At 55.9% G+C, this 19,462-nt stretch carries 19 protein-coding genes and 1 pseudogene; 9 read left to right on the forward strand and 11 right to left on the reverse strand.

The features are described 5' to 3' along the window. Positions 1 to 72 precede the first annotated feature (72 nt). A complete protein-coding gene (locus tag FQ179_RS04995) occupies positions 73 to 1,344 on the reverse strand; it encodes a lipoprotein-releasing ABC transporter permease subunit (protein WP_149396915.1) in 1,272 nt (423 codons plus the stop codon). Between the two features lie 40 nt (positions 1,345 to 1,384). Between FQ179_RS04995 and FQ179_RS05000 the strand changes: the two genes are divergently transcribed. Then, entirely contained in the window at positions 1,385 to 2,320 is a 936-nt protein-coding gene (locus FQ179_RS05000; protein ID WP_149396139.1) for a hypothetical protein, read from the forward strand. Continuing rightward, a complete protein-coding gene (gene recJ / locus FQ179_RS05005) occupies positions 2,302 to 4,020 on the forward strand; it encodes a single-stranded-DNA-specific exonuclease RecJ (RefSeq protein ID WP_149396916.1) in 1,719 nt (572 codons plus the stop codon). Before FQ179_RS05000 ends, recJ begins: the two co-directional genes overlap by 19 nt. Positions 4,021 to 4,092: 72 nt before the next feature. Here recJ and FQ179_RS22585 read toward each other — a convergent pair whose 3' ends face one another. Both FQ179_RS22585 and FQ179_RS22590 read right to left on the reverse strand, forming a co-directional pair. Then, on the reverse strand, positions 4,093 to 4,614 hold the full coding sequence (locus FQ179_RS22585) for a VOC family protein (RefSeq protein ID WP_255474910.1): 522 nt from the start codon (positions 4,612 to 4,614) through the stop codon (positions 4,093 to 4,095). A gap of 33 nt (positions 4,615 to 4,647) precedes the next feature. Then, positions 4,648 to 5,034 (reverse strand): annotated as a pseudogene (locus FQ179_RS22590) (SgcJ/EcaC family oxidoreductase); the annotation flags it as partial. Positions 5,035 to 5,180: 146 nt separating this feature from the next. Between FQ179_RS22590 and FQ179_RS05015 the strand changes: the two are divergent. Then, positions 5,181 to 5,906 carry a helix-turn-helix domain-containing protein gene (locus FQ179_RS05015; protein ID WP_149396141.1) on the forward strand — a complete coding sequence of 242 codons (726 nt, stop codon included), beginning with the start codon at positions 5,181 to 5,183 and terminating at the stop codon, positions 5,904 to 5,906. Here the strand turns inward: FQ179_RS05015 and FQ179_RS05020 are convergent. After that, complete coding sequence (locus tag FQ179_RS05020) at positions 5,843 to 6,751, reverse strand: DMT family transporter (RefSeq protein WP_149396142.1); 909 nt, start codon at positions 6,749 to 6,751, stop codon at positions 5,843 to 5,845. The two genes, FQ179_RS05015 and FQ179_RS05020, sit on opposite strands and share 64 nt — an antisense overlap. 177 nt (positions 6,752 to 6,928) lie before the next feature. Next, positions 6,929 to 7,144, reverse strand: a complete 216-nt coding sequence (locus tag FQ179_RS05025) for a hypothetical protein (RefSeq protein WP_137238312.1) — start codon at positions 7,142 to 7,144, stop codon at positions 6,929 to 6,931. A 132-nt stretch (positions 7,145 to 7,276) separates the two neighbouring features. Here FQ179_RS05025 and epsC point away from each other — a divergent pair, with 132 nt between their 5' ends. Beyond that, complete coding sequence (epsC, locus tag FQ179_RS05030; protein ID WP_149396143.1) at positions 7,277 to 8,209, forward strand: serine O-acetyltransferase EpsC; 933 nt, start codon at positions 7,277 to 7,279, stop codon at positions 8,207 to 8,209. A 102-nt stretch (positions 8,210 to 8,311) separates the two neighbouring features. Here epsC and FQ179_RS05035 read toward each other — a convergent pair whose 3' ends face one another. The 6 genes from FQ179_RS05035 to FQ179_RS05060 form a co-directional block, all read right to left on the reverse strand. Further along, on the reverse strand, positions 8,312 to 9,007 hold the full coding sequence (locus FQ179_RS05035; RefSeq protein WP_149396144.1) for an aspartate/glutamate racemase family protein: 696 nt from the start codon (positions 9,005 to 9,007) through the stop codon (positions 8,312 to 8,314). 248 nt (positions 9,008 to 9,255) lie between these two features. Next, positions 9,256 to 10,017 carry a transporter substrate-binding domain-containing protein gene (locus FQ179_RS05040; RefSeq protein ID WP_188074498.1) on the reverse strand — a complete coding sequence of 254 codons (762 nt, stop codon included), beginning with the start codon at positions 10,015 to 10,017 and terminating at the stop codon, positions 9,256 to 9,258. 68 nt (positions 10,018 to 10,085) lie between these two features. Beyond that, positions 10,086 to 10,814 carry an ABC transporter permease gene (locus FQ179_RS05045; protein ID WP_370459837.1) on the reverse strand — a complete coding sequence of 243 codons (729 nt, stop codon included), beginning with the start codon at positions 10,812 to 10,814 and terminating at the stop codon, positions 10,086 to 10,088. A gap of 157 nt (positions 10,815 to 10,971) precedes the next feature. Next, positions 10,972 to 11,967: an ABC transporter substrate-binding protein gene (locus FQ179_RS05050; RefSeq protein WP_149396147.1), complete on the reverse strand. Its 996-nt coding sequence runs from the start codon at positions 11,965 to 11,967 to the stop codon at positions 10,972 to 10,974. Next, positions 11,964 to 12,800, reverse strand: a complete 837-nt coding sequence (locus FQ179_RS05055) for an ABC transporter ATP-binding protein (RefSeq protein ID WP_149396148.1) — start codon at positions 12,798 to 12,800, stop codon at positions 11,964 to 11,966. Before FQ179_RS05055 ends, FQ179_RS05050 begins: the two co-directional genes overlap by 4 nt. 518 nt (positions 12,801 to 13,318) lie before the next feature. Beyond that, positions 13,319 to 13,924, reverse strand: coding sequence for a peroxidase-related enzyme (locus FQ179_RS05060; RefSeq protein WP_149396149.1), 606 nt, complete (start codon positions 13,922 to 13,924; stop codon positions 13,319 to 13,321). 386 nt (positions 13,925 to 14,310) lie between these two features. Between FQ179_RS05060 and FQ179_RS05065 the strand changes: the two genes are divergently transcribed. The 5 genes from FQ179_RS05065 (at position 14,311) to FQ179_RS05085 (ending at position 19,459) form a co-directional block, all read left to right on the forward strand. Then, positions 14,311 to 14,862, forward strand: a complete 552-nt coding sequence (locus tag FQ179_RS05065; protein WP_149396150.1) for a hemerythrin domain-containing protein — start codon at positions 14,311 to 14,313, stop codon at positions 14,860 to 14,862. A 217-nt stretch (positions 14,863 to 15,079) separates the two neighbouring features. Beyond that, a complete protein-coding gene (locus tag FQ179_RS05070) occupies positions 15,080 to 16,201 on the forward strand; it encodes an ABC transporter ATP-binding protein (protein ID WP_149396151.1) in 1,122 nt (373 codons plus the stop codon). Positions 16,202 to 16,203: 2 nt separating this feature from the next. Then, complete coding sequence (locus FQ179_RS05075; protein ID WP_149396152.1) at positions 16,204 to 17,271, forward strand: ABC transporter substrate-binding protein; 1,068 nt, start codon at positions 16,204 to 16,206, stop codon at positions 17,269 to 17,271. A 39-nt stretch (positions 17,272 to 17,310) separates the two neighbouring features. Beyond that, entirely contained in the window at positions 17,311 to 18,591 is a 1,281-nt protein-coding gene (locus FQ179_RS05080) for an ABC transporter permease (RefSeq protein WP_223146189.1), read from the forward strand. A 10-nt stretch (positions 18,592 to 18,601) separates the two neighbouring features. Then, positions 18,602 to 19,459 carry an ABC transporter permease gene (locus FQ179_RS05085; protein WP_255474837.1) on the forward strand — a complete coding sequence of 286 codons (858 nt, stop codon included), beginning with the start codon at positions 18,602 to 18,604 and terminating at the stop codon, positions 19,457 to 19,459. Positions 19,460 to 19,462 lie beyond the last annotated feature (3 nt).

Genomic DNA, 19,462 nt, shown 5'->3' on the forward strand with positions numbered 1-19,462 from the left:
CCGGCATTGGACGCCGCTCGATCACCCGAACTCGTTGCGGTCGCGCCATTGTGGTTTTGTGTTGTGGTGCGATCAGTCATGGCGCAACACCTCGGCTGGCTGCAGGCTGGATGCACGCCAGCTGGGGTACAGCGTGGCAAGCAGCGACAGCACAAGAGACGTAATGGCAATAATAAGGATATCGGTCATTTGCGGATCTGATGGTAATTCGCTGATGAAATACACCTGCTGCGGTAAAAACTGCACCCCCAGCATACGTTCAATAAATGGCACGATTACGCCGATATTGAAGGCGACGAGCATTCCGAAGCCTACGCCCAGCAAGGTGCCAACCACGCCAATGAGCGAGCCTTGCACCAGAAAAATGCGTGCCACCTCGCGCGGTGTCGCGCCCAGCGTACGCAAAATGGCAATATCAGAGCGCTTGTCTTTGACAGCCATAACCAGCGACGACAACAAATTGAACGCGGCCACGGCCACAATAAGCGCCAGAATCAAAAACATCATGCGCTTTTCAGTTTGGACGGCGGCAAACCAGGTGCGGTTGTTTTGCGTCCAGTCTTGCGCCTGCACATACGGCGGCAGTGCCGCGCGCAGCTCCGAAGCCACCAGTGGCGCCTTCTGCATGTCGGCAATACGCAGGCGTACGCCTGTTTGCCCGCTGTCGCGAAATACCTTGGCCGCATCTTCGTAGTTGATGAACGCCATGGACGCGTCAAACTCGTAATAGCCCGAGGAAAACAGACCTGTTACCGTAAACTGGCGCATGCGAGGGGTGAACCCTGCCGGCGAAATAGAACCTTGCGGCGCCAGTACCAGCACCGTATCGCCCATGCCCACGCCCAGCGTGTGAGCAAGATAATTGCCCAACACAATAGAAAAACTGCCCGGTACCAGCGACGTTAACTCGCCCGACACCATTTGTTCAGCCACGTCGGATACCGCCGCGTCTAGCTTGGGATCGATGCCGCGTATCTGCACGCCACTGAGTGTTTCGCCGCGCACAATCATGCCCTGGCCCGCTACAAACGGCGCGGCACCCTTTACCTCCGGGTTTTCCTCGGCCATACGGGCGATGTTCTTCCACTGTGAAAGTACTTCATCGGGAGCCATGCGTGGCGCGTACAATTCAATGTGCGGCAAAACAGACAGCATGCGATCACGCACCTCTTTCTGAAAACCGTTCATCACCGACAGCACAACAATCAGCGCCGCCACACCCAGCGCGATGCCGACCATGGAGCTTGCGGCAATAAACGACACAAAGCGGTCACCACCCCCGCCCTTGCGTCGGGAGCGTGCCAGGCCCGCGTAGCGCGCCCCTATCCAGAACTCATAAGACATCATCAAGCCACCGTTTCCCCATAAACACTACAATCCTGGAATGCAAATCGTACTACCTGGCGCCTTGCCCGACCCGCGTGAAGCACGCGAGCTGGCTCAATACCTGCCCAAAACCGCGCCCACCCTGTTTACATGGCTAAGCCATGCAAAACCCCATCGCCTTGCGGCTGACCCCGCTCTCAGCGGCTGCGTGCCGCATGAGCAGTGGCAACTTGTGGCCCGTGGCTTTAAACCAGACGCCGGACAGAATTTTGCCACAGGTCTGGGCCCGCTCTGGGCAGGGCAAGTTAGCGATTCAGACAAACCCGTCTGGCTGGTCGAACTGGTTCATGTAGCGCCTTCGCGTGATGGCGCCGCACTGATACCGGCGTCCGAGCTGGCCATTACGCCAGAACAGAGTGTAGCGTTGTTCGAATCGGTGCAGCCTTTCTTTGAAGAAGATGGGTTTGCGCTGCAACCTTGCGATACAAACCGCTGGCGCATACAACCGCCAAGCGGGCACAGCGCGCCGGTCGCCAGCCCTATGCTTGTCAGCCTTTCCTCTGTTAACGAATGGTGGTCGCAAGATGCGGCCTCACGACCTTGGCGCAGGCTGGCCAACGAGGTGCAGATGCGGTGGTTTGACCACCCCGTCAACCTTGCGCGTCAGCAACAAGGCCTGCCGGCCATCAACAGCTTGTGGCTGTTCGGCGGTGCGCGCGCCAGACAGCTGCATCATGCTGCGCCTGCCAACGTCAACATTTACACCGACCTGCTGGGCCCACTGATACGCCAAGACTGGAATGGCTGGATAACCGCATTGGGCCAGCTGGAAGCGCAGGTGTTTGCCCCTCTGGCCGGGCAACCTCCCCGCCAGATTATTATGACTGGGCGGGACGCCATCATAGAACTTACCCCCGGCGCGCGGCGTCTGTGGGCCCAGTGGCTGCCCGGCAGCAAGGAAGCATGGAGAAAATGGTGGTCACCCCAAAACTGAGCGTACGCTCCGCCAACCCTGAAGCCGCCCGTTTGCTTGAAGCGTCGGGCATACACCCACTGCTCTCGCGTCTTTGGGCCGCCCGTGGCGTGCATCAACCCGAAGACGTGCGACTGGCCTGGGGCGCAATGATCCCGCCAGGCCAGCTAACCCAGGTGGAATACGCTGCAGGTCTGCTGGCAGACGCCATCCGCGACGGCAAACGACTGTTAATCGTCGCCGACTACGACTGTGACGGTGCCACGGCCTGTGCGGTCGGGCTGCGCGCCCTGCGCAGCATGGGTGCCAGCGTCGATTATCTGGTGCCCAACAGGTTTGAAACCGGTTATGGGCTGTCGCCTGCCGTTGTCAGCCTGGCAGAGCAGCATCATGCCGGCAAACCTGACATTCTGGTCACGGTGGACAACGGCATAGCCAGCATAGACGGCGTCGACGCAGCGCGACAGGCAGGCATGGACGTCATCGTCACCGACCACCATCTGCCTGCAGATACGCTGCCCGACGCACTGGCCATCGTCAACCCCAACCAGCCGGGTTGCGGCTTTCCCTCAAAAAATCTGGCTGGCGTGGGCGTCATCTTTTACCTGATGTTGGCGCTTCGGGCTGAGCTCAGACGACGTGGCGTATTCCCCGCCGACGGCGGGCCGCGCCTGGATCAGCTGGCCGATCTGGTGGCCTTGGGCACGGTCGCCGACGTGGTGCGGCTTGATGCCAATAATCGCCTTCTGGTCACACAAGGGCTAAAACGCATGCGCAGCGGCCGCATGCAGGCGGGCCTGCGTGCCCTGTTTGCCGTGGCCGGCAGAGAACCGCGCAATGCCAGTGGCTTTGACCTGGGCTTTGCGCTGGGCCCGCGTATCAATGCGGCAGGACGGCTGGCAGACATGAGCATCGGCATTGAGTGCCTGACCACCGATGACGAAGGGCGCGCCCTCGAACTGGCGCGCCAGCTTGACGCCATGAACCAGGAACGTCGCAGCATAGAAACCACCATGCGTGAAGAAGCCCTTGTGGCGTTTGAGGCAGCAACCCCCAGCATAAAAGCCACGGTCTGCGTTTACGACCCCGGCTGGCATCAAGGTGTGGTTGGGCTGGTGGCATCAAGGTTAAAAGAAACCTACTGGCGTCCCACGCTGGCCTTTGCGCGCTCCGACAGCGGTGAGCTGCGCGGTTCGGGCCGGTCGATTCCCGATGTGCACCTGCGCGACGTGCTGGATCTGGTCTCCAAGCGTTACCCCGGCATTATTCTGAAGTTTGGTGGCCACGCCATGGCTGCCGGCCTGACTTTGCGGGAAGACGCCTACGAGATGTTTATTGACGCGTTTGATGCGGCGGTTACCGAGCTGACCGGACGCAGCAGCTTTGAGCCTATTATCGAAACCGATGGCTCGCTTGAGGAAGGTTATGCCAATGCTGATGTTGCCGGCCTGCTGCAGCAGCAGGTATGGGGAGCGGGCTTCCCGGCCCCCATATTTCGGGATACATTTTATGTACGACAGCAGCGTCTGCTTAAAGACAAACACCTGAAATTAAGCCTGGAGCGCGGCCACCAGCGTTTTGATGCCATATGGTTTAACCAGGCTGAAATGCTGCCCGAGCACATAGACTGCGCCTACCGTCTTGATCAAAACATCTGGAACGGCAGGGTTTCAGCCCAGTTAATTATTGAGTACGCCTGCGGGCCAGGCGGCGCGCGTTAAGACGCACTATGACCCCTAACGACGGTCTTTGTGCTATGCAAAAAGCCGCGCCTGGCCCGAGTTCAAACATTTTCAGGACGCCGATGCCGGGCATTCTATGTCGGCCTGCATGGCTGAACTTGCGGCCTGCATAATTTCTTCATGTGACAGGTCGTGTTTATGGGTGGCTAGCGACCAGCGGTGACCAAAGGGGTCTTCGACCAATGAGTACCTATCTCCCCAGAACATGTCACCCGGTGCCATTATTACCTTGGCGCCAGCCGCCACGGCCTTGGCAAACGCAGCATCCGCATCGCCCACGTAAACATGCAGGCTGACAGGCGTGCCGCCCAGCGTGCTGGGGCTTGTGGCACCCCATTTAGGTACGTCTTCCATCAAAAAGAAGGGAGACCCGGCAATTCGCAGGCAGGCATGCATAATTGAGCCATCTGGCGATACTAGTTTTGACTGCTCTGTAGCGCCAAAGGCATTTTTGTAAAACGCAATGGCCTGGTCGGCATGCTTGCAAACCAGATGGGGCGTAATCGCGTTCATGCCATCAGGAATGGCCCTGGGCGTACCTGCTGTTTCGGCATTGGGGTCCAGTTCATTCATGACACGACCCGTCAACATATCGAAGGGCACAGAAAAGTGCTCGTGGGCAATTAGCCAGTGCCCATCCACCTTGCGCAGACTTGCTGTTTTGCGCGCCCAGCCGGCTTCTTCCTTGCCCTGCTCGTCAACCGTGCCGCAATGCACCAGTTCATGGACCACGGCCAGATTGCCATCGAGTTGTATCTCACGTTGTGAGGCCTCGAAGACCATGCCTAGGGGGCACATGGCCATGCATTTTTCCCAGTGTTCACCGTAGGCTTTAATGCCCTTAAACTGCAACGCCTGAATGGCATCAAACGCCACAACGTCAGGCAAATATAGGGCGAGTACGGCTTCTACATTTTTGGTCTTGACCGCCTCGCTCCAGCTGTCAAGACACGCGACAATCTCAGCTCGCGCACTGTGTGTTTTTGCGTCCATGTACGTCTCCGTAAGGGGTAAGTTGTCACCGGCTGCCTGATGTGTTGGCTCAGTTTTTGATCGGTGCAATCACACTCTAACACCAGGTAGTCCTAAAAAACAACTGCTTAATATTTTTTAAGGACTATCGTGCTAAACTGTTACGCATGGCAATAAAACGTAGTTACGATGATGCGTGCGCCGCCGCTCACGCACTTGACCTTGTGGGAGAGCGCTGGGCGCTGCTCATTGTGCGCGAGCTGCTTCTGGGCCCCAAGCGCTTTACCGATTTGCGTGGCGGCCTGGGGGCCATTAGCCCCAACGTGCTTACTCAGCGCCTGGGTGAGCTGGAGTCTTTCAGCATTATTGTGCGGCGCAAACTGCCAAGGCCTGCCAGCGCCTGGGTTTACGAACTTACCCAGTGGGGTCAAGAGCTCGAACCGATTGTGCTGCAATTGGCCCGCTGGGGCGTACGTTCGCCTGTTTTTTTACGAGGGGCCGCCCTGGGGCCCGATGCATTAATGTTGTCGCTCAAGGCCATGTTCAGGCCTGAAGCCGCTGACGTACAGGCGTTCAGCATAAATATCAAGCCGGGCCAAGAGGCTGACGATTATCATATTTGCCTTGAGACAGGGGTGTTTACCATCACTCGGGCCGCTGCGCCCAGTGCCCAGGCCAGCCTGACTGCCCCCACCGATACCCTGCTCGCCCTCGCCTTTGGCAACCTCAGCCTGGCTGCCGCTGTCAGTGGCCATGGAGCGGCTTACAGTGGTGACAAAGCGGCGCTGCAGCAGTTTTTCTCGTTATTTAGCCTGCCCACGCGCGCAGCTCAGGCCGATGACCTCGAAGACACCACAATGCCGCCAACAATCAGCACAAAGGCCAAGGCGTGATAAAACTGGGGTGATTCGCCCAAAAAAGCCACCGACATAAGCGCGGCGAACAAGGGCGAAAGATTGGCAAAAAAACCGGCAAGTGTTGGCCCCACCCGCTGCACCCCAGCCCCCCAGCAACGCAAGGCCACAATAGCAGGGCCAATGGCGACATAAATTAGTGCCACACCCAGGCCCCAGCTCCAGGTAATATGTGCGTCGTCCACCACCAGCCATTCGCCACCGGCCATCGCACCTGACCAGGCTACGCCATAAACCAGTTGCGCCAGCAACACCCCTACCCAGTTTGAACGAATCTCGGCCGGATCATGCCCTTTAATAAGCAGCCAGCTGTACAGGGCCCAGATAATGGTCGCAATTAACTGAATCACGTCGCCAGGCACAAACCGCAGACTCATTAGTTGCGACCATTCGCCGTGGCTTAGAACGACCAGCACCCCGACCAACGACAGCACGGCACCGGCAATCTGCCAGGTCTTGACGCGTGTTCCGAAAACCAGCGCCCCAATAACAAGCATCCATACCGGCATGCTGGCGCCCACCAGCGTTACGTTAACCGCCGTAGATGTATGCAGGGCCATGTACTGCATGGAGTTGTACAGCCCTATGCCCAACAGGCCCAAAAGCGCGTAACGCTTGCGATGCTTCCAAAGCCCGCTACCCTTGCGGAAAATAACCCGGCCAAATGGCGCCAGAATGACAAGTGCGATGGCCCAGCGCAAAAAATTAAGCGTAACTGGCGGGACAACGTCGTGCACAGCCCGCCCCACTACGGCGTTGCCCGCCCATAGCAGTGGCGGAATGACAAGCAGCAATACAGTTGTGGGGGTAAGTTTATGACTCATCAGGCAAAGGCAGCACAATAGAAACAGCGCGCCAGATGCGCGCGACAGGCATTATCGTAACCTACCGCGCAAGCGCCCATTTTTAGGCACCCTACGAGCCGAAACCACTTTACAACAAGTGCGTGAGATCACCCTGCCTCAAAACCCGCAAGCAAACAGCAGACATGTCGACAAGAATTACTCAGCAATCATGGGCGCTATCAACTGCATCGCCAGCTCTGCGTTCTCTTTTTCGACCAAAAGCGTCTGGGCATTTAGACTTCCCGTAAGCGGGCCTGGATACATGGAGCTGAACGCCCCGCCCTGCATGACGAAGTGAATGCCATAGGCTTGCATCATGGAAGCAATAACCGCTGCCTCAGACTCTGACTTAGGTGAATAGATTGGTATCATAATTGTTTTCTCCCCGTTCACACTGCCAGTCACGTTAGTGCAGTTGTACACCACAAACGCACGCATTGCCACCAAGTGCAGGTGCAGCGGCGCTGGCACAGGCTTTATTTCAACCCCGAGGTTTTCCCGCTCATGGCCGTATTCGACATCCAACCCATTGTTGCCGCACTGAACGCCGAAAGGCAAGCATGGCGCACGTCACAGCGCAGGTCGCGCGAGCCGGGCGGGCGTGAGTTCCCATCCCCCCTGGCCATTGAGCATATTCTTGAGGCATTCAAAGGCATACTCTTCCCCATGCGGCTTGGCCCGCTTGACCTGCGCCAGGAAAGCGAAGACTTTTTCGTCGGGCATACGCTTGATTCCGCCCTGCATGCCTTATTAAGCCAGGTGCGGCTCGAGCTGCGTTACCAAAGACGGCATGAAACGCTGGCTGACAACGCCGTCGAAGCACAGGCTATTCAGGCAGTACAAACGTTTGCCGCTTCACTGCCTGCCATGCGGCGTCTGCTCGACAGCGATGTACTGGCTGCCTTTCAGGGTGACCCTGCAGCGCGCAGCGTCGACGAGGTGTTGCTGTGCTATCCGGGCGTGCTGGCCATGATCCATCATCGCATAGCTCATCAGCTCTACAAGCTCGAGTTGCCTCTGCTGGCCCGTATGTCATCAGAAATCGCTCACTCAAAAACCGGCATTGATATCCACCCCGGCGCGCAGATAGGCTCTTGCTTTTTCATTGATCACGGAACGGGCGTCGTTATCGGTGAAACAACCATTATTGGCGATCGCGTACGCCTCTACCAGGCGGTTACGCTGGGGGCCAAACGTTTTCCTCTTGATGAAAACGGCAAGCTCGAAAAAGGCTTGCCCCGCCACCCTATCGTCGAAGACGACGTGGTTATCTACGCGGGCGCCACCATACTTGGCCGCGTTACGCTGGGCAAAGGGTGCACCATAGGCGGTAACGTGTGGCTCATCGATGATGTGCCCCCCGGTACGCATGTTACCCAGGCGAAGTTTCAGGGGGCGGCAACCTGCGACCCGGCGGCTGAAGACGCCGCCCAATAAGCCAGCACCACGCCAGCTTTATGTAGCGAACGCCACGCAGCGCACGCTTTAAGTGCCCAGTGCAGCGCTGCGAGCCTCTATGCGCCCAGCGCCACGCCAGCCTTATTTCGCCAGCGCCATGGCGACAGCACGCTGGGCATGAATACGCGTGGTATCAAACAGCTTGACCGGCGTATCGGCCTGCTCAACCAGCATGCCGATCTCGGTGCAGCCCAAAATAACGGCCTCGGCACCCTGCTCTGCAAGCTTGTCTATGATGCGCAAGTAATCGCGTTTTGACTCAGGCCGTATAACGCCCTGGCACAACTCGTCATAAATAATGCGGTGTACCACTTGCTGGTCGGCGTCGTCGGGCACCAGCACGCGCATGCCTGATTGCAGTGCCAGGCGGTCTTTGTAAAAGCCCTGCTGCATGGTAAAGGCCGTACCCAGCAGCCCCACGGTTTCAATGCCATCAAGTTGCAATTCGTCACCTGTGGCGTCGGCAATATGCAGCAATGGTATAGACACCGCATTGCTTATGTCATCAGCAACCTTGTGCATGGTATTGGTACACAGCACCAAAAAATCGGCACCAGCGGCTTCTACGCGCGCGGCGGCTTCGGCCAGTACAACACCCGCTGCAACCCAGTCGCCTGCATTTTGCAGTTTTTCAATCTCTTCAAAATCAACACTGTACATGGCGATGCGGGCAGAATGCAGCCCGCCCAGACGTGCGCGTACGCCCTGGTTAATGTCGCGATAATAATGTGCTGTACTTTCCCAGCTCATGCCGCCGAGCAAGCCTATGGTTTTCATTAGTTTCCCCGTTGGTGTGATGGCTCATACCCGTTTGCACGCAGAATAGCTGAGCAGTATCGGTATAAGATCCCGTGATATGTTTCGGTCGCAATGTGCCAGGTAAAACTGCCCGAGGGACGACAGCTTACTGCGATATGGGCCAGGCCTCAACAGCCACACAGTCTTTGCAAGCGATTAAAAGTATCAGAAGCAATTAAAGGTACTGGAGGTGATCAAGGGTACGGGAAGTGATCAAGGGTATAGGTCTAGTGGCAGTCTGGCACAGACTGGTCGAGATAAACCTCGAAGGCAATATCGTTGGCGCGTTGCTTCAGCAGTTTTTTCAGATACCCTTCAGAACGCCAGCCTTGCACAAGTTTTTGGGCTGCCTCAAGCACCGCCGTATTGTCTCGGCGTACTGCAAACACCAGATCCATGTTGTCACGCGGCGGCAGGCTGGCTGAAAACTTTTTCCATTCGGGTAACTTCAACAGGCTACGAAATAACGCCTCATCGTGCACGGCCGCATCGCATTTACCCGTACGCAGCGCCAGCAGAGAATCTGCCGGTGCCCGGTATACCTGCTCGATGGCACCATACTGTGCAGCCATCTTGCCTATATAGAGGCCACCTTCGGCAACACATACCGTACGCCCCTGCAGTTGTTCCCATGACTTGATGTCAGTGTCGGTGCGCATAATCGCCATGGGCCGTGAACGATAGCCCGTGGGTAGCGCAATTATTCCTTCGGGAAGCTGAGCAGCACCGTCAGGCACTGACAGCAACGCCACATCAGCCTCGCCCTTTTGCAGGCGCTCGGCCACGTGCGCATCAGCGCGCAACGGCATTTCGTCAGAAGCCCCCAGCATTGCCGCCAAGGCTTGTGCCATGGTTGCATCCGGTGCCTCAGGCGTACGCACTTTCTGACCGCCTACAAACTCCGGGATGACATAATGCATGGCGACCACCACTGGTTTGTTGTCGGCCACCTCAGAAGATGCTGCAAACGCGGGCTGAAAACGTGCCATAAGTGCAGCCACTAAAAGCGCAGCGAATAGTGCGCCACGGGCCTGTAGACGAAGAGTGGCTGGCTTTATCATACGTATTGATAACGCAAAAGGCGGCGCTTGAGTTTCTCAAGAAAAACCTGATCGATCAAGGTCGCCAGTATGGCAATGGTCAAAATATTGGCCATTACGCCTATCATGTCGGCCGTTTCGCCCGAGTATGCCAGCGACCGACCCAGCCCCTGCCCAAAACCAATAAGCATTTCGGCCGAGATCAGCGCGCGCCACGCATTGCCGAAAGCAAGCTGGGCACCCGTTATAAGCTCGGGCGTGACCGCTGGCAAATACACGCGCTTAATCATGCCCCAGCGGCTGGCCCCCATAACCCGCGCGGCAGAAACATGAACGCTAAGCACACTTTCTGTTGCGTTCATGACTGACAGCGCAGCAGGAAAAAACGCCGCCAATGCCACCACTACAATAATGGGCGTGTTGCCAAAACCCATCATGATCAGAAACAGCGGCACCCAAGCAATGGACGGAATTGACTGCAAAATAATAATGGCTGACTTGAGCACTTCGCGGAAAAAGAACAGCACGCCCCCTGCCAGGCCAAAGCCTATGCCAAACAGCAAGGCCAGCCCGTAGCCTACGCCAAGGCGACCCAGGCTACCCGAAAGCGCCGCGCGAAACTCGGCAGACTGTGTTTCAAGCCCTAGTCGGACAAACACAGACGGCACGCCAGGCATGAGAAAGTCGGGCAAAATCCAGGCCGCCGTCTGCCAGAACAGCAAAATAACGATAACGGCGACTGCCATGGCCAATCGTTTGTTAGAAGGAGAAAGTCTTTTCTGAGTGCTCATGATTGCTAATAAGAAAGGCGATCGGCACAACCGACCGCCTTGGTGCTGCGATGTCACGCCACGGGATACTTAACCCAGCCAGGCGTGACGACTTGGTACTGTACCGGCCGCTTTATAACTTGCGCGCCTGCTGCCACTCGAGATCTACGATTTTGCTTACATCGAACGAGCTACCGTCACGCGTTTTCAGTGCACCCTGCTTTTGCATGATGTCAGCGATCTCTTGCATGCGGGCGACTTCTTGCGTTGTAAGTACAGGGCTAAACGTTTGGCTTTCAATAGCTTTCTGGATAACGTCTTCACGCGCTACGTCGCCATTTTTCAGCGTCTTGATCGTAGGCTCGGCAACAAAGTAGCTGGCGATCAGCTTGGCGGCTTCGGCTGGCTTGTTTTGCAGCAAATCAATGGCTTCACGCTGTGCATCCAGTGATTTCCAGACATCGTCTTTACGTTTTTTGAGTGTGTCGCCTGCAGTGATAACGACCATGCATGGAAACGGCCATACCTCGCCAATTTCATAGATTTGCGTAACGGGTGCGATCAGCTTGGCGATACTGGCCTGTGGTTCGAACAAAAACGCTGCATCGACACGCTTGCCAACCAGTGACTGCACTGCAACCTGCGGGCTAACGCCCATGACCGTGACGTCGCCGCGCTCCAGCCCTGCATTTTTTAGCACCACCCCTTTCAAAACGGTATCTGCCGTACTGCCCTCTTTCTGCGAAGCCAGCGTCTTGCCCTTGAGGTCTTTGACGTCTTTAATGCCAGCATCATCGCGCACAACAATGGCGTGGTAGCCATGTTGCGCACCGCCAACCACCTTCAGGTCAGCCCCACGCGAAGACCAGGAAGCCGCGTTCGTAAAGCCCAGCACGCCGGTATCAAGCTGGCCGCCAACAATGGCCTTAATGAGGTCAGTGCCAGACTTGAACTCAACCAGTTCGACATCAAGCCCGTGCTTCGCATAAAGCCCACCTTCGTAGGCAGCAATCGCCTGCGCGTCATCCATGACGCGCAGATAACCAACCTTGAATTTGTCGGCAGCGACTGCCTGGGTGGTAAGCGCGAATGCGGCCAGCGCGGGCAGCAATAGTCGTGATAGCTTCATGCTTCTACTTCCTCGGGAACGTTGACAGATACAGGGTTATTGGCTTTGGCAATGGCACGAGCCGCGGCATCAGAAGCTGAGGCCTCTGAAGCGCTTGCGGCGTGGGCTTCGATGCCCAGCAAGACGAGAATTTCGCTGCGCAAGGCGGCAAACTGAGACAGGTCATGGGTTTTGGTGTGCTGTTGCAGCCTGAACTCTTTAAGCACAGTGGCGGGCCTTTTGCTAAAGACCAGTATGCGATCAGCCAGAAATAAGGCTTCATCAACATCATGCGTGACCAGAAGCACGGTGGGGGCCGCTTCATTAAGTAACTGGCGCAATACATCTTGCAGCGTCAGGCGCGTGAGCGCGTCAAGCGCACCAAAAGGCTCATCGAGCAGCAAGGCTTGCGGGCTTGAAATAAACGCACGCGCAAGCGCCGCGCGTTGCCTCATGCCGCCTGAAACCTGATGCGGGTAATAGGTTTCGAAACCTTTAAGGTTTACTTTTTCGAGCCAGCCATACGCCTGGGTTTGGGCCGTTTTCTTTTTTTCGCCCTGAAACTCAAGCGCCAGCGCCACGTTTTGCGCCAGCGTCATCCAGGGATAGAGCGCGTTTTCCTGAAACATGAGCGTGCGCGAAGGGTGTGGGCCTTTGATGGGCGCGCCGTCAGCCAGCAGTTGGCCGGCACTGGGGCGTTCAAGCCCTGCCACCATGTGCAGCAATGTTGACTTGCCGCAACCCGACGGCCCTACCAGCGCGACCAATTCGCCGTCGTCAATGCTGCGGTTGAAGTTTTCGATGACGGGAAGACCAGAAAACTGCTTTTCTATATTATTGAAACTTAGTTTCATATGGGCTCGATTAACTTATTTGTTATATCGAACTGTACTGGCCGCTATCTTGCTTAACAAGAATTTTTCTGCACTATGCTTATAAGCTCTGGGTATATATTTGGCGCGCTACCCATCACAAACAGACAGTCTGTGACCTGGCTGATACCATCCAAAAGCTCGCAATGCGCCCCAAAGATCTGTTCAAGGGCGTGCATTGCCGTGGCGAAGGCTCGCGTTCTGGGCGTCCAAGCCATCTTTTGAATGGGGAGTAAAAAAACGCCACAATGCGCCCTAAAGATTTTTTTAAGGGCGTGTGTTGTTGCCGTGGAGGCGCGAGTTTTTGGCCTTTAAAGCAAGTTTTTGACTGCGAAGAAAACAAATGTCACGCAGCTGTTTTGTGCATTGAAGCCACTTGCCGGCAGACATTACCTGTCGCTCACCCACACGCTAAAGCACTTATTTGATAGTTCCCTCAGCCTGAAGGAACTACCGCAAAAGGCTCTGACACACGAGCCCCACCTCTATCGCCGCACTCGTCAGGTTTTTTTTGCAGGCGGGTTAAACGGTTCAGGCCGCGCCATGCCGTGGTATTCAGGGTTGGGAATCATGTCGATGCCAATACCCATGCGATTAGACATATTGAAAAAGCCCACAGTATCTGCAAGGTCGAAAATGTCATCCGTGGTGAGTCCAACAGCCCGCAACGCGTCGCGATCAGCCTTGACCACGATTTCAGGCGTTTTGGTCAGCTTCCATGCGAAATCCAGCATCGCCCGTTGCCGTGCGTCCAGCGGCGCCACACGGTAGTTCATGACCATCATCTCACCTAACTGTGGGTCACCTGATAAGACCCTTACTGCAGCACCATGCGCGACAAGGCAGTAATAACAATGGTTAGCGCTGGAAACCACCACCGCCACCATTTCACGGTCGAGCTTACTTAACCCCGAAGGCCCCAGCATTAACTCGTTGTACATGGCCATGAAATTGCGCAGTTTGTTTGGGCGCGCACTGTAAGCCTGCAGCACGTTGGGGACCAGCCCCAGCTTGTCGACACATTTTTGAAAAACCTCTTGGAGATCGTCATCAAGGCTTGTGGGATCGGGTGCGCCCAGTGCGGATACGTAATCGGGCTGTGGCATATGTGTCTACCTCCTTGCTGCAGTTTGTCGTTGGTTATTAATCTTTGTCTCACTGTATCATTTTCAAAGCAATACGCCGGTAATACCATTAGTGCCAGCATCAGGCTGTTCTACATACCCGCAACGGCTTGTGATGGCAAACATTTAGCCCACCCGTGCAACGCGGATTTCACGTGACGCCACCTCACCTCACGTCGCGGCGTCAGCGGCTTCAGACAAGTTAGCCGTAGAACATGCTCATTGCTTCACTCACACGTTCAATCGCCCTCCCAACGTTGTCTGTTTACCTCTGCGCGCAGACTTGCAGCCTTCACCCCGCAGGACAATAATAGAAGATAGCCGTGCAACAGCCTGGCACCTATCATTACTCCATAAGAAATCAACACATGACAACCGAGTTTCCAGGGTATTCAGGCCCTCAGGCAAGTACAGAAGCCCCACTTGAAATGCTGGCAGCCTGCCACATACGTATACGTCGGCAATGCGACACCCTGCTGCGCCTGGTTGCTCACCTGAAAGAGCATGGATGCGATGCCGACGCACGCAGCGCTGCGGCCAGTGTCATTCGTTACTTTGATACGGCTGCGGTACATCACCATGCAGACGAAGAAGAAGACCTGTTTCCGGCCATGCTCGAATCCATGGCTGGGTCTGACGCGGTGTGTATACGTGAAATGACCAGCGCACTGGCCGCCGAACACCGCCACCTTGAAGCCGCCTGGTGGGCTCTACGCAAGATTTTGCTAGAAATTTCAGAAGGTGGCAGCATAGCGCTTGCCGCCCATACGGTCGAAGCCTTTACAGGCGCCTATGCTCGACACATGCAGATCGAAGAAGACGAGGTGCTGCCCATGGCAGACCGGCTGCTAAGTCAGCACGACATCGAGCGCATCGGCCGCGCCATGCGCCTGCGCCGCGGCATTCCTGACAATGCATGAGCGCCAAAGCTGAATCGTATTAGCTGTGCCCGGCTACAGACACCCTGTCGCTATCGCTATCCGCTGACGCTCATCCCAGCGGGGGGAAACCCCTGTACTCACGGTAACATCCGGATGCTATTCTAATTTCCACGCCGCGAAGCGTATTTCGTTTCGCAGAGAAAATGATCGTGCCGGGCCGGTCCCGCGCAACCAAGAAGCACAGACGGGACACTGCATGAAACAAACGGGCGAGGCTGGATTTCTTCAATTTACCAACGTAAAAAAAACCTACGATCAAAAAACACTGGTCGTTAAAAGCTTTAACCTCGACGTAAAACGAGGTGAGTTCGTCACCCTGCTCGGCCCCTCTGGCTCAGGCAAAACCACGGTGCTCATGATGCTGGCCGGTTTTGAAAACGTAACCAGCGGCAGCATTACCATTGATGGCCGCTCCATTACCAAAACCGCCCCGTACAAACGCAACATAGGTATGGTCTTTCAGAACTATGCCCTGTTTCCGCACATGACCGTGGCCGAAAACCTGGCCTACCCGCTGAAAGTGCGGGGCATGGCTAAAGAGCAGGTACAGAAGCGGGTTGGCGAATACCTCAAACTTATTGAGCTGGATCAGTTTGGCAACCGGCACCCGGGCCAGCTCTCAGGTGGCCAGCGCCAGCGTGTAGCCCTGGCCCGCGCACTAATCTTCGAACCCACACTGGTGCTCATGGACGAACCTTTGGGCGCCCTTGATAAAAAATTGCGCGAACAAATGCAGTTCGAAATTACCCGCTTGCACAAGCAACTGGGCTTTACGGTTATTTATGTCACCCACGACCAGGTTGAAGCGCTAACCATGTCCAGCCGTATCGCTGTGTTCAACCAGGGTGTGGTGCAGCAATATGCCTCGCCCGAACAGCTATACGAACGCCCGGCCAACGCCTTTGTCGCCAGCTTTATCGGCGAGAACAACCTCATGCCAGCCCAGGCTCCTGTATTTCAAGATGACGGCAAGGTTCAAAGTACGCTTGACTGTGGCGCAACCGTCATGGCCCAGAACAGCGACTGCAGTGCGGATGACGCGCGATGCATCGTTTCGGTGCGGCCTGAAAAACTCGTTATTACGACGCAGAGCCAACACTTTGACAACCAGGTTGAAGCGCGCTTTATCGCACGCCATTACGTGGGCGATTTCATTCGGTATTACTTCGCCCTGCCCGGTGCGAACAATGTAACGGTAAAAACGCTTAACGACACACGCGCACCCGAGTTCACCGAAGGACAGTCCGCCATACTGGGCTGGAACGCAAGCGATTGCTTTGCATGCAAATACGACACCACCTTAGCTCGAGGAGATTAACAATGAAAAAATTCGCACTTACGCTGGGCCCCGCAATACTGCTTGGCCTTGCCCTGAGCGTTAACGCACAAGCCCAGGATAAAACCCTGACCGTGGTTTCCTTTGGTGGTGCCTATGGCGCAGCACAGCAAAAACACCAGATTGACCCCTACATGAAAGAAACCGGTAACAAGGTGCTGTTTGAAAACTACACGGGTGGCGTTGCCGAAATGAAAGCCCAGGTTGAATCAGGGAAAATTCAGTGGGATGTCGTCGATATCGAAACCATTGACCTTGAACGCGCCTGCGCCGAGGGCCTGCTAGAGGTTATTCCGCGCAATGTTTTGCTAAAAGGCGCTGACGGCACACCGGCTGAAAAAGACTTTATCCCCGAAGCGCTCGAGAACGAATGTGGTGTCGGCGAAATTGTGTGGGCAACCGTATATGCTTACAACGACAAGACCATAGGCGATAAAAAGCCGTCGACCATTAACGATTTATTTGACCTTAAAGGGTTTCCCGGCAAGCGCGCGCTGCGCAAACGTGCCCAGGTCAATCTCGAATGGGCATTGCTGGCTGACGGCGTAGCCCCCGAAAAAGTATACGAAGAACTGGCTACATCCGAAGGGCAGGATCGTGCGTTTGCCAAGCTCGACACCATAAAAGACGATATTGTCTGGTTTGACAGCTGGTCACAGGCACCTCAGCTGCTTAATGACGGTGGCGCCATCATGGTGCAATCTGCCAACGGCCGCTTCTTTGACGCCATCAAAAAAGAAGGCAAACCTTTTACCCTGGTATGGGATGGCAACCTGTACGACCTTGACGCATGGGGCATACTAAAAGGCACGCCCAATCTTGAGGAAGCGCTTAAGTTTGTTGCCTTTACCACGAGCACCAAGGCACTGGCTGGCTTCCAGGACGTTGCTTATGGCCCACCACGCAAGTCCTCCATGGCATTGGTTGCCAAAGACGTGATCGACCACCTTCCCAGCTCGCACGTAGACGAAGGCATCAAGGCCGACGGCATTTTCTGGGCTGATTACGGTGAGTCGTTGGGTGAAAAATTCAACGAGTGGCTGCTGAAATAAACGGCAGAGTCATGCAACTAAGTAGTCAGGCATAAACACATGAAGGCCACAGCCAGCCATACCGGCGCATCACACCATGATGCGCCGCTCACCGCCCTGTCAGCCGATGAGGTTCGGGCAGAAAAACACGAGATGCGTCGGCGTCGGCGTATTGCCGTTTTGCTCGTGGCACCGCTGTTGGCCTTTATTTTCTTTGCCTTTGTGGCGCCTATCGCCACCATGCTGTTTCGCAGTGTTTACAACCCTGATGTCGTCGAGCTCATTCCAAAGACGGTGGCCAAGCTGTCCACGTGGTCTGGTGAAGGTATGCCTGACGACGCAACCCTGACCACCATGGCTAATGAGCTGAAAAGCCTGGCGGCCGAACGCAAGGCCGGCATGCTGGCTGCGGCCGTCAATCGCGCAGAGCCGGGCTCAGCCAGTCTGATCAACGCGACGGCGCGCAAAATGCGAGCCATCAAAGACGAGGACATGGAAGGGTCGGGCGCGCTCAAGCTGCGCGAAGCGGATAAACGCTGGGCCCAACCCGAGCTGTGGCGATCCATCAAGTCAGTGGGTCGACCTTATACCGATACCTACTACCTGACCGCACTAGACCTCGAGCGTAACCGCGCGGGCGATGTACATTGGCGTGAATCGGCGCGTATCTACCTGCAGCTATACGGCAAGACACTGGGCATTGCCCTGACGATTACCGTGTTGTGTCTGCTGCTGGGCTATCCGCTGGCTTATTATCTTGCCCATGCCCCGAGACGTACTGCGGGCCTGTTAATGGTGTTGGTGCTGCTGCCCTTCTGGACCTCACTGCTGGTACGCACCACCGCCTGGATCGCGCTATTGCAAACCAATGGCGTCATCAACGCTACGCTCATGGCAACCGGCATTATCGGCCAGCCGCTCGAGCTGCTGTATACGCGCTTTGCGACCATTATCGCCATGACGCATATTTTGCTGCCGTTCATGATTCTGCCGCTGTACAGCGTCATGAAAGGCATAGACCACAGCTACGTGCGTGCTGCACTTTCGCTGGGAAGCCGCCCCTGGTCGGCCTTTGTGCGGGTGTTTTTCCCCCTGACCTTACCGGGCCTGAGCGCCGGGGCGCTGCTGGTATTCATTATTTCTGTGGGTTACTACATTACCCCTGCGCTGGTCGGCGGCACCGACGGGCAAATGATATCCAACATTATTGCTTTCCACATGCAGAGTTCGGGCAATTGGGGCTTGGCCGCTGCGCTCGGCACGCTATTGCTGGCATTGATACTGACGCTGTACTGGGTGTATGACCGCCTGGTTGGTGCTGGTTCGATCAAACTGGGCTAAGCATATGGACATGACACCCGACTACTACAACTGGCGCCTCAAACTGGGTTCGTACGCGCTCAAGCTGTCGGCCTGGGCTGTGTTGTTTTTCTTGATGTTGCCCATACTGGTCATTATCCCGCTGTCGTTCAATGCCGAGCCATTTTTTTCGTTTACCAAAGGCATGCTTCAGCTCGACCCGCAGGCCTACTCGCTAAAATGGTACAGCTCGGTGTTTCACAGCCAGAACTGGATGCTGGCCATACGCAATAGCTTTTTTATTGGCATATGCGCCACCCTGATCGCCACCACGCTGGGCACGGTTGCCGCCATGGGGCTGGTCAGCGAACACATGCCTATGCGACGCCTCTTTACCGCACTGCTGCTTTCGCCCATGATTGTTCCGCTTATTATTGTGGCGGCAGGCATGTTCTTTTTTTACACGCGCTACAATCTTGTGGGCAGCTTTGCAGGCATTATCATTGCCCATGCGGCGTTGGGGGTGCCATTTGTCATTATCACCGTCACGGCAACGCTTTCGGGGTTTGACCAGTCACTCTATCGGGCAGGCCTAAGCATGGGGGCGTCTCCATTGCGGGTGTTTCGCGATGTGGTCATACCCCTGATACGCCCTGGCGTTATTTCGGGCGCGCTCTTTGCTTTTGTAACATCATTTGATGAAATCGTACTGGTTCTGTTTCTTGCTGGCCCAGAACAGGGTACTATTCCTCGCCAGATGTTTGCTGGCTTGCGTGAACAAATCAACCCGGCGATCCTCGCCATCGCTACACTGCTCATTGTTGTCTCCATTTTGTTTCTGGCAACACTAGAAGCGCTGCGAAGACGCTCCGAGCGCATCCGCTATGGCGGCGAGGCGCCCCAAAACTGAATT

Source organism: Pusillimonas sp. ANT_WB101, assembly GCF_008369125.1.
In the GTDB taxonomy this organism is placed as follows: domain Bacteria; phylum Pseudomonadota; class Gammaproteobacteria; order Burkholderiales; family Burkholderiaceae_B; genus Allopusillimonas.

What these genes read in the sequence shown, in the direction of transcription:
- FQ179_RS04995 (WP_149396915.1), bottom strand. Translation starts at nt 1,344, where the DNA reads ATGTCTTATGAGTTCTGGATAGGGGCGCGCTACGCGGGCCTGGCACGC.
- FQ179_RS05000 (WP_149396139.1), top strand. Translation starts at nt 1,385, where the DNA reads ATGCAAATCGTACTACCTGGCGCCTTGCCCGACCCGCGTGAAGCACGC.
- FQ179_RS22585 (WP_255474910.1), bottom strand. Translation starts at nt 4,614, where the DNA reads ATGAATGAACTGGACCCCAATGCCGAAACAGCAGGTACGCCCAGGGCC.
- FQ179_RS05015 (WP_149396141.1), top strand. Translation starts at nt 5,181, where the DNA reads ATGGCAATAAAACGTAGTTACGATGATGCGTGCGCCGCCGCTCACGCA.
- FQ179_RS05020 (WP_149396142.1), bottom strand. Translation starts at nt 6,751, where the DNA reads ATGAGTCATAAACTTACCCCCACAACTGTATTGCTGCTTGTCATTCCG.
- FQ179_RS05025 (WP_137238312.1), bottom strand. Translation starts at nt 7,144, where the DNA reads ATGATACCAATCTATTCACCTAAGTCAGAGTCTGAGGCAGCGGTTATT.
- epsC (WP_149396143.1), top strand. Translation starts at nt 7,277, where the DNA reads ATGGCCGTATTCGACATCCAACCCATTGTTGCCGCACTGAACGCCGAA.
- FQ179_RS05035 (WP_149396144.1), bottom strand. Translation starts at nt 9,007, where the DNA reads ATGAAAACCATAGGCTTGCTCGGCGGCATGAGCTGGGAAAGTACAGCA.
- FQ179_RS05040 (WP_188074498.1), bottom strand. Translation starts at nt 10,017, where the DNA reads ATGGCACGTTTTCAGCCCGCGTTTGCAGCATCTTCTGAGGTGGCCGAC.
- FQ179_RS05045 (WP_370459837.1), bottom strand. Translation starts at nt 10,814, where the DNA reads ATGGCAGTCGCCGTTATCGTTATTTTGCTGTTCTGGCAGACGGCGGCC.
- FQ179_RS05050 (WP_149396147.1), bottom strand. Translation starts at nt 11,967, where the DNA reads ATGAAGCTATCACGACTATTGCTGCCCGCGCTGGCCGCATTCGCGCTT.
- FQ179_RS05055 (WP_149396148.1), bottom strand. Translation starts at nt 12,800, where the DNA reads ATGAAACTAAGTTTCAATAATATAGAAAAGCAGTTTTCTGGTCTTCCC.
- FQ179_RS05060 (WP_149396149.1), bottom strand. Translation starts at nt 13,924, where the DNA reads ATGCCACAGCCCGATTACGTATCCGCACTGGGCGCACCCGATCCCACA.
- FQ179_RS05065 (WP_149396150.1), top strand. Translation starts at nt 14,311, where the DNA reads ATGACAACCGAGTTTCCAGGGTATTCAGGCCCTCAGGCAAGTACAGAA.
- FQ179_RS05070 (WP_149396151.1), top strand. Translation starts at nt 15,080, where the DNA reads ATGAAACAAACGGGCGAGGCTGGATTTCTTCAATTTACCAACGTAAAA.
- FQ179_RS05075 (WP_149396152.1), top strand. Translation starts at nt 16,204, where the DNA reads ATGAAAAAATTCGCACTTACGCTGGGCCCCGCAATACTGCTTGGCCTT.
- FQ179_RS05080 (WP_223146189.1), top strand. Translation starts at nt 17,311, where the DNA reads ATGAAGGCCACAGCCAGCCATACCGGCGCATCACACCATGATGCGCCG.
- FQ179_RS05085 (WP_255474837.1), top strand. Translation starts at nt 18,602, where the DNA reads ATGACACCCGACTACTACAACTGGCGCCTCAAACTGGGTTCGTACGCG.